The organism is Pseudazoarcus sp. NS20, from assembly GCF_059703745.1.
This window is the reverse complement of sequence record NZ_BAAKIY010000001.1, coordinates 1,220,856-1,234,141: the sequence shown is the minus strand read 5'-3', so window position 1 is coordinate 1,234,141 and position 13,286 is coordinate 1,220,856. Positions and strand designations below refer to the sequence as shown.

At 65.1% G+C, this 13,286-nt stretch carries 11 protein-coding genes; 4 read left to right on the top strand and 7 right to left on the bottom strand.

Translation table 11 applies throughout. The features are described 5' to 3' along the window. The first annotated feature begins 9 nt into the window (after positions 1 to 9). The 3 genes from ruvA to AC6H0W_RS05565 all read left to right on the top strand — a co-directional run bounded on the left by ruvA (position 10) and on the right by AC6H0W_RS05565 (position 2,243). A complete protein-coding gene (ruvA, locus tag AC6H0W_RS05575) occupies positions 10 to 606 on the top strand; it encodes a Holliday junction branch migration protein RuvA (protein ID WP_497576143.1) in 597 nt (198 codons plus the stop codon). A 247-nt stretch (positions 607 to 853) separates the two neighbouring features. Continuing rightward, positions 854 to 1,906 (top strand): Holliday junction branch migration DNA helicase RuvB, encoded by a 1,053-nt coding sequence (gene ruvB / locus AC6H0W_RS05570; protein ID WP_497576142.1) that lies wholly within the window; start codon positions 854 to 856, stop codon positions 1,904 to 1,906. 1 nt (position 1,907) lies between these two features. Further along, entirely contained in the window at positions 1,908 to 2,243 is a 336-nt protein-coding gene (locus AC6H0W_RS05565; protein ID WP_497576141.1) for a hypothetical protein, read from the top strand. 322 nt (positions 2,244 to 2,565) lie between these two features. On the opposite strand, the gene AC6H0W_RS05560 is transcribed toward AC6H0W_RS05565, so the two are convergent. From AC6H0W_RS05560 to AC6H0W_RS05535, 6 genes are all read right to left on the bottom strand, one after another. Continuing rightward, entirely contained in the window at positions 2,566 to 3,753 is a 1,188-nt protein-coding gene (locus AC6H0W_RS05560; protein ID WP_497576140.1) for a class I SAM-dependent rRNA methyltransferase, read from the bottom strand. Between the two features lie 833 nt (positions 3,754 to 4,586). Then, positions 4,587 to 5,492: a tyrosine recombinase XerC gene (gene xerC / locus AC6H0W_RS05555; RefSeq protein ID WP_497576139.1), complete on the bottom strand. Its 906-nt coding sequence runs from the start codon at positions 5,490 to 5,492 to the stop codon at positions 4,587 to 4,589. 1 nt (position 5,493) lies between these two features. Then, positions 5,494 to 6,144 (bottom strand): DUF484 family protein, encoded by a 651-nt coding sequence (locus tag AC6H0W_RS05550; RefSeq protein WP_497576138.1) that lies wholly within the window; start codon positions 6,142 to 6,144, stop codon positions 5,494 to 5,496. A 29-nt stretch (positions 6,145 to 6,173) separates the two neighbouring features. After that, positions 6,174 to 7,016: a diaminopimelate epimerase gene (dapF, locus tag AC6H0W_RS05545; protein ID WP_497576137.1), complete on the bottom strand. Its 843-nt coding sequence runs from the start codon at positions 7,014 to 7,016 to the stop codon at positions 6,174 to 6,176. A gap of 119 nt (positions 7,017 to 7,135) precedes the next feature. Continuing rightward, complete coding sequence (locus tag AC6H0W_RS05540; RefSeq protein ID WP_497576136.1) at positions 7,136 to 8,002, bottom strand: serine hydrolase; 867 nt, start codon at positions 8,000 to 8,002, stop codon at positions 7,136 to 7,138. A gap of 250 nt (positions 8,003 to 8,252) precedes the next feature. After that, positions 8,253 to 10,529 carry an NADP-dependent malic enzyme gene (locus AC6H0W_RS05535; RefSeq protein ID WP_497576135.1) on the bottom strand — a complete coding sequence of 759 codons (2,277 nt, stop codon included), beginning with the start codon at positions 10,527 to 10,529 and terminating at the stop codon, positions 8,253 to 8,255. A gap of 301 nt (positions 10,530 to 10,830) precedes the next feature. Between AC6H0W_RS05535 and AC6H0W_RS05530 the strand changes: the two genes are divergently transcribed. Next, positions 10,831 to 12,015 carry a pyridoxal phosphate-dependent aminotransferase gene (locus AC6H0W_RS05530; RefSeq protein ID WP_497576134.1) on the top strand — a complete coding sequence of 395 codons (1,185 nt, stop codon included), beginning with the start codon at positions 10,831 to 10,833 and terminating at the stop codon, positions 12,013 to 12,015. Positions 12,016 to 12,386: 371 nt separating this feature from the next. Here AC6H0W_RS05530 and AC6H0W_RS05525 read toward each other — a convergent pair whose 3' ends face one another. Then, positions 12,387 to 13,052 carry a lytic transglycosylase domain-containing protein gene (locus AC6H0W_RS05525; protein ID WP_497576133.1) on the bottom strand — a complete coding sequence of 222 codons (666 nt, stop codon included), beginning with the start codon at positions 13,050 to 13,052 and terminating at the stop codon, positions 12,387 to 12,389. Positions 13,053 to 13,286 lie beyond the last annotated feature (234 nt).

Genomic DNA, 13,286 nt, shown 5'->3' with positions numbered 1-13,286 from the left:
GACATCGCCATGATCGGACGCATCACCGGAACCCTGCTCGAAAAAACCCCGCCGCAGATCGTGGTGGACGTGGGCGGCCTGGGCTACGAGATCGACGTACCCATGAGCACCTTCTACGGCCTGCCCGCCACCGGGCAGAAAGTGACGCTATTCACCCAGTTCGTGGTGCGTGAAGACGCCCACCTGCTGTTCGGCTTCGCCACCTCGGACGAACGCGAAGCCTTCCGCCAACTGCTCAAGGTCTCCGGCATTGGCGCACGCATGGCGCTGGCCGTGTTGTCGGGCATGTCAGTGAATGATCTGGCGCAGGCCATCGCCATGCAGGAAGTCGGCCGGCTGGTGAAGATTCCCGGCATCGGCAAGAAAACCGCCGAACGCCTGGTACTCGAGCTGCGCGACAAGCTCGGCAAGGCCCTGCCCTCGCTCGCCGCCACCATCGGCAGCCCGACCGCCGCGCCCGGCAACGACCGCAGCGACATCCTCAACGCCCTGCTCGCCCTCGGCTACAACGAGCGCGAAGCGCTGTCCGCCACCAAGGGCCTGGCTGAAGACATTTCCGTATCCGACGGCATACGTCAGGCCTTGAAGCTGCTCGGAAAGGCCTGATTCGCCAGCAGGTCGCGATGAGCGTAGCGAATTGCGACGCTGCGCTTGCTGAAGCTCCGCTCGTCGCATTTCGCCTACGGCTCAACACGACCTACGCCCTCTCCAAACTCAGCCCCCGTAGGCCGCGATGAGCGCAGCGAATTGCGACGCTGCGCCCTCTAAAACCTCCTCCTGCGGCACTGCGCCGACACCCCGCCGCGCCCCACGAGTGGCGGCGCATGCGCGCCGAACCCGCTAAACTCCACCCATGATCGAAACCGACAAACTCGGCGCGGCACCGCGCCTCGTATCCGCCGCGCCATCCGACCGCCAGGAAGACGCCATCGAGCGCGCCCTGCGCCCGAAACGGCTGGCCGAGTACGTCGGGCAGGCGCGCATTCGCGAGCAGCTCGAGATATTCATCGCCGCCGCACGCAACCGCAACGAAGCGCTCGACCACGTGTTGCTGTTCGGCCCCCCGGGCCTGGGCAAGACCACCCTGGCGCACATCGTCGCCGCAGAGATGGGCGTGAACCTGCGTCAGACCTCCGGCCCGGTGCTGGAGCGCGCCGGTGATCTGGCGGCGCTGCTGACCAATCTCGAACCACACGACGTGCTGTTCATCGACGAGATTCACCGCCTCTCGCCGGTGGTGGAAGAGATCCTCTACCCCGCACTGGAGGATTACCAGATCGACATCATGATCGGCGAAGGCCCTGCCGCCCGCTCGGTCAAACTCGACCTGCCGCCGTTCACGCTGGTCGGCGCCACCACGCGCGCCGGCATGCTCACCAACCCGCTGCGCGACCGCTTCGGCATCGTCTCGCGGCTCGAGTTCTACACGCCCGAAGAGCTGAGCTACATCGTGGGGCGCTCGGCCCGCCTCCTCAATGTCGAGATCGACGACGCCGGTGCATTCGAGATCGCCCGCCGCTCGCGTGGCACGCCGCGTATCGCCAACCGCCTGCTGCGCCGCGTGCGTGACTACGCCGAAGTGAAAGCCGGCGGCAACATCACTGCGCCGGTGGCCGATGCGGCCTTGCAGATGCTCGAAGTCGACCAACTCGGCCTCGACATGATGGACCGCAAGCTGCTCAGCGCCATGCTGGAGAAGTTCGACGGCGGCCCGGTGGGGCTCGACAACCTCGCCGCCGCCATCGGCGAAGCCGGCGACACCATCGAAGACGTGCTCGAGCCCTACCTGATCCAGCAAGGCTATCTGCAGCGCACGCCGCGCGGGCGCGTCGCCACTGCCGCGATCTGGCGCCACTTCGGCCTCGCCCGCCCCGGGCGCGACGACGACCTGTTCACCGCCAGCTGAAATGCGCTTCTTCCTCGCCTTTGCGATCGTGGCCTGCGTCGCTGGCGGGGCGTGGTTGTGGCAAGGGGCTGATTTCTACTGGCCGGCACGCGGCGACCCCACTCTGGCGCTGCACCTCACCGGCACCACTGCACGCCTGCTTGGCGCCGGCCTGTTCGCCACCGCCGGCCTCGGCATCATGGCCGTGCTACAGGCTCGCCGCGGCGGCATTGCCAGCCAGCAATGGCAGTACGCCTATTTCGCGCTGGCCATGATTGCCGTCGGATTGATCGCCGCCGCCATCTGGCAGGGCGAAATCGTGCAGAACCCGGAATCGAGCGCAGCACAGCAACGCTGAGCACCCACTACGTAAGTCGCGGCGCTCAGCACGCGGCCATGGCGAGAAGCACGGCAACGCGGCAATCTCTTGGCACGTGCAGGAACATGCTCAGTAGATTGCCGCGATACGCTCGCAATGACGGGTATAGGCGCGGCGACAAGCCGGAGCACTCAACACGAAAGTTGCCAGAGAGGCCGGTGACGACAAACGGGCTACCCGCAGCAAGCAGTGACACCCCCCGAACGAACGCACACCCGCTCTACCGTCATTGCGAGGAGCGCAGCGACGCGGCAATCTCGCAGCGTCAGCGGCCCGCACGGAAGCTTGCGCCCTGCTCCCTTCAATCGATCTGCACAGCCAAGCCTTTGAGGTACTCGCCTTCCGGCACAGCCAGCCCGACCGGGTGGTCCGCACCCGCAGACAGGCGGTGAAGAATGCGCGCATCGACGCCCGCATCCACCGCTGCGCCGGCGACAATCTTCTGGAACAGCTCGTGTCCGATGCCACCGGAGCACGAATACGTCATCAGGATTCCACCCGGTGCGAGCAGGCGGAAACCGAACAGGTTGATGTCCTTGTAGGCGCGCGCGGCACGGTCAGCGTGCGCGGCCGACGGTGCGAACTTGGGCGGGTCAAGCACGATCAGGTCGAAGCGCTCACCGGCCGCCTTCAACTCGCGCAAGGCTTCGAACACGTCGGCCTGTCGCCATTGCGCCTTGTCGGCGTCCAGCTGGGGGTTTTGCGCCAAATTGACACGCCCCGCCTCCAGCGCCGGGCCGGAGGAATCGATCGACAGAACCGAGGTAGCGCCCCCCGCCAGCGCCTGCAGCGAAAAGCCGCCGGTGTAGCAGAAGCAGTTGAGCACACGCCGGCCAGCGGCCAGCCGTCCGGTCAGCAGGCGGTTGTCACGCTGATCAAGGTAGAAGCCGGTCTTGTGGCCACCGACCACGTCCACACCCATGCGCACGCCGTTCTCGACGATGCCGAGTTGCTCGGGCAACTCGCCATGCACACAGCCGGTCACCGGCCCCAGGCCTTCGAGTGCACGCACGTCGGAATCCGACCGCTCATACACCGCGCGGCAGCCCGTGGCCTGCACCAGCCCGGCCACAATCGCCTCGCGCCACTTGTCCGCACCGGCGCTGGTGAGTTGCAGCACCACCACGTCACCGTACTGATCCGCAATCACACCCGGCAATCCGTCGGACTCGCCGTGAATCAGCCGCACGCCCTCCTCACCTTTGAGCAAGGGATGTGCCTTGCGACGCGCCACCGAAGCCGCCACGGCACGCTTGAAGAAGGCGTGATCGATCGTCACGTCAGCGCTGAACGTCCACATCCGCGCACGGATCTGCGATTCAGGTGACCACGCCGCCCGCCCGAAGAACTTGCCCTCGGCATTGACGACCTCCACCGTATCCCCCGGCCGCGCCCGCCCGTCCAGCCGATCGACCGAACCCGCGAAAATCCACGGATGACGCCGCATCACGGAGCGTTCCTTGCCGGGGTTGAGGATCAGACGTGCCATGGTGGATTCCAGCTGTATTCGAGGGCGCGAGTCTACCGCAGGCGCGGGGTGGTGGTTGCGTTGCTGAAGCGGGAACAATCATGGCCGTTGCTACGCGGCTCGGCAGGCATCGTCACCCTCTGATCCAGCACTACCGCACTAGCCGACCCACCGACCAGATGACAGACAGTACACACGTACGTGGAAGTATCGACCTCAGAGGTGGGCACAGCCTTTCGTCCCGTCATTGCGAGCGCAGCGCGGCAATCCACCGGGGTGCCGCCAGCAAGCGCTGCGAGATTGATGCGTCGCTGCGCTCCTCGCAATGACGGTAGAGCGGTTGTGCCCTCGATACCTCTGGACTTCCGAATGGCACTGCGAATGAGCCCAAAGCCCAACCCACCAAGTTAAAAAACGGGCCCCACCGCGCGCACCCATCCTCCCCTCAGAAGCGCCGAGCGCAGGGAGATTTCGACGGGGAAGTCCGGTCCTGCTGTCCGAGCGAAGCGAGTTCAGGACCGGCCGGCGAAATCCCCCGAAGCGAGGAAACCCCGAAGGGGCGCGGATGCGGGGCGCGTTTCTTTGCTTCCTTTCTTGCCGCGCAGCAAGAAAGGAAGTCGCCCGCCGGGGCGAGTCCCGGCCGGTCAAGGCCACCCTACGAACTCCCCTCGAAACAACGCACAGCGATAACACCAAAGAAACAGAGCACAGAAGCCCTCAGCCGGAAGCCGGAAGCCGGAAGCCGGAAATGAGAACTCAGCCACCCACACACGTCCCACGGATTCAGCGCCGCGTCGCAGCACGGCTCAAGCAGGCAAACCGATCTCGGCGTCTCGGCGTCTCGGCCGACAAGGCTACTTCCGCTTCGCCCGCGGATGCGCCACGTCATACACCTTGGCGAGATGCTGGAAATCCAGATGGGTATACACCTGCGTGCTGCGGATGCTGGCGTGGCCGAGCAGCTCCTGCACGGCACGCAGATCACCGCTCGACTGCAGCACGTGGCTGGCAAAACTGTGCCGCAGCATGTGCGGATGCACGTGCACGCCCAGCCCGCGCTGCCGCGCCCAGCGGGCCAGACGCGTGCGCACGGCACTGGGGGTCATGCGGGTGCCGCTGCGGGTAACGAACAGCGCCGGCTCATCCGCAGAAGCCCAATTGGGACGCTCGGCAAGCCAGGCCTGAATGGCGGACAACGCCAACGAGCCGACCGGCACCATGCGCGTCTTGCCGCGTTTGCCCAACACGGTGACCATGGCGTCGGCCTGATCGAGGCCGGCCTCGACGTCGAGCGAGGTCAACTCGGACAAACGCAAACCGGACGAATAGAACAACTCGAACATCGCGCGATCGCGCACTTCGAGCGGGTCCTCCGGCGCGCCGTCGAGCAAAGCCGCCGTCTGGTCGGGCGACAGGGCCTTGGGCAAACGTGTGGGCGCCTTCGGGGGACGAACGCTTTCGGCGGGGTTGGTGGCCAGGCCGCGGTAACGCGTCATCCAGCGATAAAAGCCGCGCCACGACGACAAGGCACGTGCGATGGAACGGCTACCCTGCCCCGCCGCATGCAGACGGCCAGCCATGCGGCGGATGTCGTGCACCGCCAACTCCGCCAAACTGCGCGGCGCGGCAAGCTCCACCAAACGGGCAAGATCGCGACGGTAGGCCTCGACGGTCAGGGGTGCGGCCCGGCGCTGGCTGGTCAGCCAGCCCAGCCAGGCCTCGACGTCTTCCGGCAAGGCAGAGACGTCGGGCGAGCTCACGTCAGCCCAGCACGCGTCGCGCGGCTACGGCCAGCGCATCACCCAGGCGTGCGAGAAAGAGCGTGCCCATATCAGGGTAGAAGCGCTCTGCCTCTTCGCTGGCCAGCACCAGCAGGCCAACCACCTGCCCATCGCAGCGCAGCGGAATCTGCGCCACCGAGCGGATGTGCGACGAAGGCTCGCCGAACCACGCAAGTGCTTCGAGGTTGGCCGGCGCACCGCAGTACGGGTGGCGCATTTCGGCCACCTGAAAGCGCAGCTCCTCGCTCACGGCTTCGAACACCCCTTCGTCGGAAGCGGCGGAAACATTCCACAGCCTCAAGGCCGTGTGCGGCACGCGAAAATCATCGCGCAGACTCTGCAGCAGGGATTGATGCAGCGTGGTGAAGTCCTCGGCCGCCAGCATGGCAAGCATCAGGCGCTGCAGCTTGGTACCGATATCGTCGTTCTCCTCACCGAAACGAATCAGTTCGGTGAGTTTCACTTCTAGCAGACGGATCTTGTCGCGCAATGCATGCAACTGGCGTTCGGCCAGAGTGATGGCCTGCCCACCGTGCGGGTGCGGCACCGTCACTTCGACGAAGATATCGCCGTGCTTGACGAAGAAATCCGGGTGTTCGCGCAGGTACTGCGCGACCTGTTCAGCATCCATCAAGTCACTCCTGTGTGCAGACGCGACGCTCAGTCGTCGGCCAGCGTGATTTCACCTTCGAACACGGTCACGGCCGGGCCCGTCATCAACACGGGCTGCCCACGGCCGCCCCATGCAATCGAAAGTTCGCCGCCGCGCGTGGCCACCCGTACGGGCGAGGTGAGCACCCCACGCAGGATTCCGGCCACCACCGCGGCACAAGCGCCGGTGCCGCAGGCCAGCGTCTCGCCTGCGCCGCGCTCGAATACGCGCAGGCGCACGTGGCTGGCGTCCATCACCTGCATGAAGCCGGCGTTCACCCGCGCGGGGAAGCGTGCGTGGTGTTCGATCAGCGGCCCGGAGGTGGTCACCGGCGCGGCATCCACATCCGCCACGATCTGCACCGCATGCGGGTTCCCCATGGAAACCGCGGTGATCTCGACACGCGAGCCATCTTCAAGCTCAAGCGGTTGCAGCACCTCGTCGGAATCGGAGACGAACGGCACACGAGCCGACTCGAGCACGGGCACTCCCATGTCGACCGTCACCAGCCCGTCGTCTTCGAGTCGCGGCGCAATGATGCCGCAGCGCGTTTCCACGCGGATGCTGCGCTTGGTGGTCAGGCCCTTCTCGTGCACGAAGCGCACGAAGCAGCGTGCGCCATTGCCACACTGCTCCACCTCGCCGCCATCGGCGTTGAAGATGCGGTAACGGAAATCCACATCGGCTTGCGTGGCCGGCTCGACCACCAAAAGCTGATCGCAGCCCACGCCGAAATGCCGGTCGGCAATGGCGCGGACCCGCTCGGGCGTGAGGAGCACGGGCGCACGCGTGGCGTCGATCACGACGAAGTCGTTACCGAGGCCGTGCATTTTGGTGAAACGCAACTGCATGGGAATTTCCGGGAGTCGGGCCTGAAGGGCGTTGGCGCGATTCTCGCCCACAGCGCCGTCACCGTCCAGCGGGGGACGGCGACTCGGGCCGGGTGAAACAGGGGAATGAGAGGTGCGGCTTAGCCGCCGCGGCCGGAGGCCAGCGCGATGAGGCGGTCGGAGCCGGTGGTTTCAAGCCAAGTGCGCACGCGCTTGGCGTCGGCCGTACGCGTCCAGGTACCTTCGGAATTGAGCAGCACCATTACCACAGGCTCGCCACGCACCCAGGTCTGCATCACCAGGCAACGGCCGGCCTCGCGGATGAAGCCGGTTTTCGAAAGGCCGACTTTCCATTCGGAGTCACGCACCAGCGGATTGGAATTGCCGAAGCGTTCCATGCGGCCGCCAAGGCGCACGAAGCGCTCGGACTGCGTGGAGAACTCGCGAATCAGCGGATACGAGGCCGAGGCCGAAACCATGCGCACGAGGTCGCGCGGGCTGGAGATGTTGCGCGGATCGAGGCCGCTGCTGTCGGCAAAGCGGGTGTGCTTGAGACCCAGCATGCGGGCCTTGATGTTCATGGCCTCAATGAAGGCCTTGCGGCCGCCGGGGTAATGACGCGCCAGCGCCGAAGCGGCGCGGTTTTCGGACGACATCAGCATCAGGTTGAGCATCTCTTCGCGCGACAGGCGGGTGCCGACGCTCAGACGCGAGCCAGTGCCTTTCAACTGATCGATGTCTTCGGAGGTGACGGTGAGCTGGTCCGTCAGACGCTGGCGGGCATCGAGGATCACCATGGCCGTCATCAGCTTGGTGATGGAAGCGATGGGGGCGGCCTTTTCGCTGTGCTGCTCGAACAGCACCTCACCAGTGCGCTCGCTGACGATGATGTACGCCGCAGATCGAAGTTGCGGCAGGCCGGCGGGGTTGAGATCAACTGCAGGCGGGGCGGCAACGGCGGCCGACCACATGGTGCAGAGGGAAAGGAAAACTATGGCTGTACGCATCATCGTGCCCGGCTCATGCTGCGAGAAACCCCACGGCTTCGTCAGGGTCTATTTTCGTAATCAAACCAGGCGGATAGCAAGCTTATTTTAAGGATGTTGCCAAAAAAACACGCAAAGCCCGTGATTTATCACGCAATTTTCTCGTTCAGAAATAGGCGGAGCCGCCCGAAGGCGGCTCCGATGTGATGAGACTAACGCAAGTTTTGCGAGAGGTGAACAGCCTGTTACACACTCACCTTGCGATTTTGCCTCAGCCGTTTTTGAGTGCGGCCTCCACCGAGGCAAGGGCCGTCATGTTGACGATGCGGCGCACCGTCGACTCCGGCGTGAGGATGTGCACCGGCTTGGACGCACCCAACAGAATGGGCCCCACCGTCACGCCCTGACCTGCGCCGTTCTTGAGCAAACCGTAGGCAATGTTGGCCGCATCGAGGTTCGGGAAGATAAGCAGGTTGGCTTCTTCACGCATGTGCGCATTGGGGAACAGATCGAGCCGCGCCTGCACGTCCAGCGCCAGATCGCCGCCCATTTCCCCTTCGACTTCGAGCTCGGGGTGGTCGCGGTGCAGCATTTCGAGCGCTTCGCGCATCTTGGCGGCACTGGCTGAATCACCGCTGCCGAACGACGAGTGCGACAGCAACGCCACCTTGGGCTCGATGCCGAAGCGGCGCACTTGCTCGGCCGCCAGCGCCGTCATCTCGACGATCTGTTCTGCCGTCGGATTGTCGTTCACGTAGGTGTCGGCGAGGAACAGCGTGCGGCCGGGCAGCGCCAGCACGTTGAGCGCATAGAAGTGATTCACGCCCTCTTCGCGCCCCAGCACCGTTTCGATGAACCCCAGGTGCACCGGGAACATGCCGTACGTGCCGCAGATCAGCCCGTCACCGTAGCCCAACTTGAGCATCAGCGAACCAATCAGCGTGGTGCGGCGGCGCACCTCCTTCTTGGCGTACTCCACCGACACACCGCGGCGCTCCATCAGGCGGTGGTAATCGGACCACAGCTCCTTGAAACGCGGGTCGGAATCCTGGTTAACCAGCTCGAAATCGGCCTCCGGCCGCATGCGCAGGCCGAAGCGCTCGATGCGCTGCATGATCACCGCCGGGCGGCCGACCAGGATCGGCCACGCCAGGCCTTCGTCGATGACGGTCTGCGCCGCGCGCAGCACGCGCTCGGACTCGCCCTCGGCAAAGATGATGCGGCTGGGTGCCTTGCGTGCCTCGGCAAACACCGGCTTCATCAGCAGACCGGAATGCCACACCACGTTGTTGAGCTGGCCGCGGTAAGCGTGCCAATCGGTGATCGGGCGGGTTGCCACGCCCGAATCCATTGCCGCTTTGGCTACCGCCGGGGCAATCATCACCAGCAGGCGCGGGTCGAAGGGGCGCGGAATGATGTATTCCGGGCCGAAGCCACCCACCTGCTCCGCATACGCCGTAGCCACCACGTCGCTCTGCTCGGCGCGCGCCAGTTCGGCCAGCGCCTGCACCGCGGCGAGCTTCATTTCGTCGGTGATGGCCGTGGCGCCCACGTCCAGCGCACCGCGGAAGATGAACGGGAAGCACAGCACGTTGTTGACCTGGTTCGGGAAGTCCGACCGGCCCGTAGCCATGATGGCGTCGTGGCGCACCGCGCGCACGGCATCGGGGGTGATTTCGGGCTCGGGGTTGGCGAGCGCCAGAATCAGCGGCTTGGCGGCCATGCGCTCTACCATCTCGGGCTTGAGCACGCCGCCGGCCGACAGACCCATGAACACGTCGCAGCCTTCGATCACCTCGGCCAGACGGCGCGCGTCGGTCTTCTGCGCGTAGCGCTGCTTGAGCGGGTCCATCAGCGTGGTGCGGCCCTCGTAGACCACGCCTTCGATATCCGTCACCCAGATGTTCTCTCGCTGCACGCCGAGCTTTTCGAGCAGCGACAGGCACGCCAGCGCGGCCGCACCAGCGCCCGACGTAACCACTTTGACGTCTTTGAACTCCTTGCCGACCAGATGCAGGCCGTTGGTGATCGCTGCTGCCACCACGATGGCCGTACCGTGCTGGTCGTCATGGAAGACCGGAATCTTCATGCGCTCGCGCAGCTTCTCTTCGATGTAGAAGCACTCGGGCGCCTTGATGTCTTCGAGGTTGATGCCGCCGAAGGTCGGCTCCAGCGCAGCCACCACCTCAATGAAGCGATCGGGGTCGAGCGCATCGACCTCAAGGTCGAACACGTCGATGCCGGCGAACTTCTTGAACAGCACGGCCTTGCCTTCCATCACCGGCTTGGACGCCAGCGGGCCGATGTTGCCCAGACCCAGCACGGCCGTGCCGTTGGTGATGACGGCCAACAGGTTGGCGCGGCCGGTGAGCGTGGCGGCCTCGTGCGGGTGCTCGGCAATTTCGAGACACGCCGCTGCAACGCCGGGGGAATAGGCCAGAGAAAGATCGCGCTGGTTCGACAATACCTTGGTGGGCGTCACCGAGATTTTCCCCGGACGGGGATGGCGGTGATATTCGAGCGCGGCTTCGCGCAGCTGCTTGTCCATGAAACCTCCGTACGTGCGGACCCCGGAGCAGGCGCTCCGGCCATCAAAAGATGATGCCACACGACAAGCGCCCCTCGCGAAGCCCGCGCGACACGCACTCATTTGCGGCGCCGGCACATCAACTCGGGCCCGCACGGCCCGACGCCGCGGAAAGCACCCGCGAAGTCACACCAGCAACACAAATGAGAACACGCCCGCAGGCACGCTCGGGGCGCCCGACGTGCGGCGCCATGGCACAATCATAGACAGCCCACACGGTGGTCTTCAGTCGTATTTTCCACACAGCATGCAGCCGCCCGCCATGTCCGCCACACCACCCCGCTTCGCTCACCGCATGGCCGACATTGCGCCGTTTCGCGTCATGGAATTGCTTGCCCGCGCCCGCGCGCTGGAGGCACAAGGGCGCGACATCATCCACATGGAGGTGGGCGAGCCGGACTTCCCCACCCCGCCGACCATTGTCGAAGCGGCCCAGCGCTTCATTGCCGGCGGGCAGGTTCAGTACACCCCGGCGGCTGGGCTGCCCGCGCTGCGCGAGGCCATCGCCCGCCATTACCACGACCGCTTCGGTGCGGATGTCGAGCCCGAGCGTATCATCGTCACACTTGGCGCCTCGGGCGCGCTTACGCTGATTCTTGCCGCCTCCACAAATCCCGGTGATGGCTGGCTGCTGCCCGATCCCGGCTATCCGTGCAACCGCCACCTGGTGCGCAGCTTCGAAGGCACACCGCAAGCACTGCCAGTGGATGCGAGCACCCGCTTTCAGCCCACGCCGGCACTGCTGGCCGAGCACTGGCAAGCCAACACGCTGGGGCTGATCGTCGCCAGCCCATCCAACCCCACCGGCACCGAACTCGGTGTGGCCGAGCTGGCTGCACTGCGCGCCGCCACCGCCCGACGCGATGGCCTGCTGGTGGTCGACGAGATCTATCAGGGACTCAACTACAGCGGTGAAGCCTGCTCGGTGCTGCAAGATGCCGCATGCGCGGCGTGCGACCGGCTGTTCGTGGTGAACAGCTTCTCGAAGTATTTCGGCATGACGGGCTGGCGCTTGGGCTGGCTGGTTGCGCCGCGCCACTGGGCGGGTGAAATCGAAAAGCTCGCGCAGCACTTCTTCATCTCCGCGCCAACCACCGCGCAGCACGCCGCACTCGCAGCATTCAGCCCCGACACCCGCGAAATTCTTGAAGCCCGACGCGGCGAATTCGCCCTGCGTCGCAACACTCTGCTGCCCGCCCTGCGCCAACTCGGCCTGCGCATCGACACCACCCCGACCGGCGCCTTCTACATCTACGCCGACATATCCGCCGTGGCCGAAGACAGCCAAGCTCTGGCCCGCCGCCTCATCGAAGAAGCCGGCGTCGCCACCACACCCGGCATCGACTTCGGCAACCACCACCCCGCCCGACACCTGCGCCTGGCCTACACCACCCGCAGCGAACGCCTGCTCGAAGCCGCAGAACGCATGCACGCTCTGCTGCGCTGAGCAGCAGGGCGGGATCTTCGAAAGCTCAGGCGCTTACCCACAGGTCGGGATGAGCGCAGCGAATTCCGACAACCCACTCCCATGACAAGCCCCCCCTGTCGAATTTCGCCTGCGGCTCAACACGACCAACCCAAACCCAACCACGTAACCCGTCATTACGAGGAGCGCAGCGACGCGGCAATCTCGCAGCGCCTGCAGACAGCACCTCAGCAGATTGCCGCGCTGCGCTCGCAACGACAGCCCCACGGCCACACCCCGCAAGGACGCCAAACGAGCCCTCACCCCCTACCCGCGCGATCTCCCCTAAGACCGTCGCCCACAAAAACAAAACGGCCCTCGAAGGGCCGTTTGATTGCAACGCGCGAAAAAACTCAAGCGCCGGACGACTTCGCCAGCACATCCTGCAACTGGCGTTTCACCGACATCACGCGCTTCGTGTAACGCATTTCGGGGTCGTGCCGCGCACCGTTGTAATACTGCAAGGCCGCTTCCAGCGAGCCATAACGCTGCATGCCCTCGACCAGCACCAGCGTGCCCACCTGCACATTGATGCGTGGGTCAAACAAGGCGGTGTAGTCGTTATCGGGGCCGATCTTGTCCATGTGCCAGCGCGGGATCACCTGCATCAAGCCCAACGCACCGGCGTGGCTCTTGGCTGCGGGATTGAAGCTGGACTCCACCGCCATCATGGCGACGATCAAAAGCGGATCCAGCTCGGCCTCGCGGGCGCTCAGCTCGGCCTCGACAAATGCAAGCTCAAGCGCCTCGGAAGACACGCGATAACGGCGCGCCACCCAGTCGCGCACCTTCTGCATCTCGTCAGACAGTTGCGGCTCTTCAAGCGCAACCTGCCCTACTTCGGAAGCCACAAGCATCTCAGCCGAAGGCTGCTCAACAGCAGCCTGACCGCGCGCGTAGTGACCGCCCAGCAGCAGAATTGCAGCAAAAGCCGAGACAAACAGTAATCCGTGCGTTGCCTGCGCCACTCGCTGGAAAACATTCTTTGCCAGCGCCTGAGCGCGAGTTGCGTGATTCATGGTTCCTCCTGCCTGCAACTTCCCGCCTGGAGCCAGCCCGAACTACCGAGCCAACCGTGCGCCCGAAAAACCGGGCTCACCAACGCTGATTACAGAGGTTGTCAAACTCGCCGCCGCAACCAGACAGCGAGTCCCGCGGTGCGCGCGGCCAATTGACTGCGCCGGTCATTCAGACCAGCGCCGCACCTGTATAAAAACACACGCAACCGAGGCTGCGCGCACAAAATTTCGAGA

What these genes read in the sequence shown, in the direction of transcription:
- ruvB (WP_497576142.1), top strand. Translation starts at nt 854, where the DNA reads ATGATCGAAACCGACAAACTCGGCGCGGCACCGCGCCTCGTATCCGCC.
- AC6H0W_RS05530 (WP_497576134.1), top strand. Translation starts at nt 10,831, where the DNA reads ATGTCCGCCACACCACCCCGCTTCGCTCACCGCATGGCCGACATTGCG.
- AC6H0W_RS05560 (WP_497576140.1), bottom strand. Translation starts at nt 3,753, where the DNA reads ATGGCACGTCTGATCCTCAACCCCGGCAAGGAACGCTCCGTGATGCGG.
- AC6H0W_RS05525 (WP_497576133.1), bottom strand. Translation starts at nt 13,052, where the DNA reads ATGAATCACGCAACTCGCGCTCAGGCGCTGGCAAAGAATGTTTTCCAG.
- AC6H0W_RS05550 (WP_497576138.1), bottom strand. Translation starts at nt 6,144, where the DNA reads ATGGATGCTGAACAGGTCGCGCAGTACCTGCGCGAACACCCGGATTTC.
- dapF (WP_497576137.1), bottom strand. Translation starts at nt 7,016, where the DNA reads ATGCAGTTGCGTTTCACCAAAATGCACGGCCTCGGTAACGACTTCGTC.
- AC6H0W_RS05535 (WP_497576135.1), bottom strand. Translation starts at nt 10,529, where the DNA reads ATGGACAAGCAGCTGCGCGAAGCCGCGCTCGAATATCACCGCCATCCC.
- AC6H0W_RS05565 (WP_497576141.1), top strand. Translation starts at nt 1,908, where the DNA reads ATGCGCTTCTTCCTCGCCTTTGCGATCGTGGCCTGCGTCGCTGGCGGG.
- AC6H0W_RS05540 (WP_497576136.1), bottom strand. Translation starts at nt 8,002, where the DNA reads ATGCGTACAGCCATAGTTTTCCTTTCCCTCTGCACCATGTGGTCGGCC.
- ruvA (WP_497576143.1), top strand. Translation starts at nt 10, where the DNA reads ATGATCGGACGCATCACCGGAACCCTGCTCGAAAAAACCCCGCCGCAG.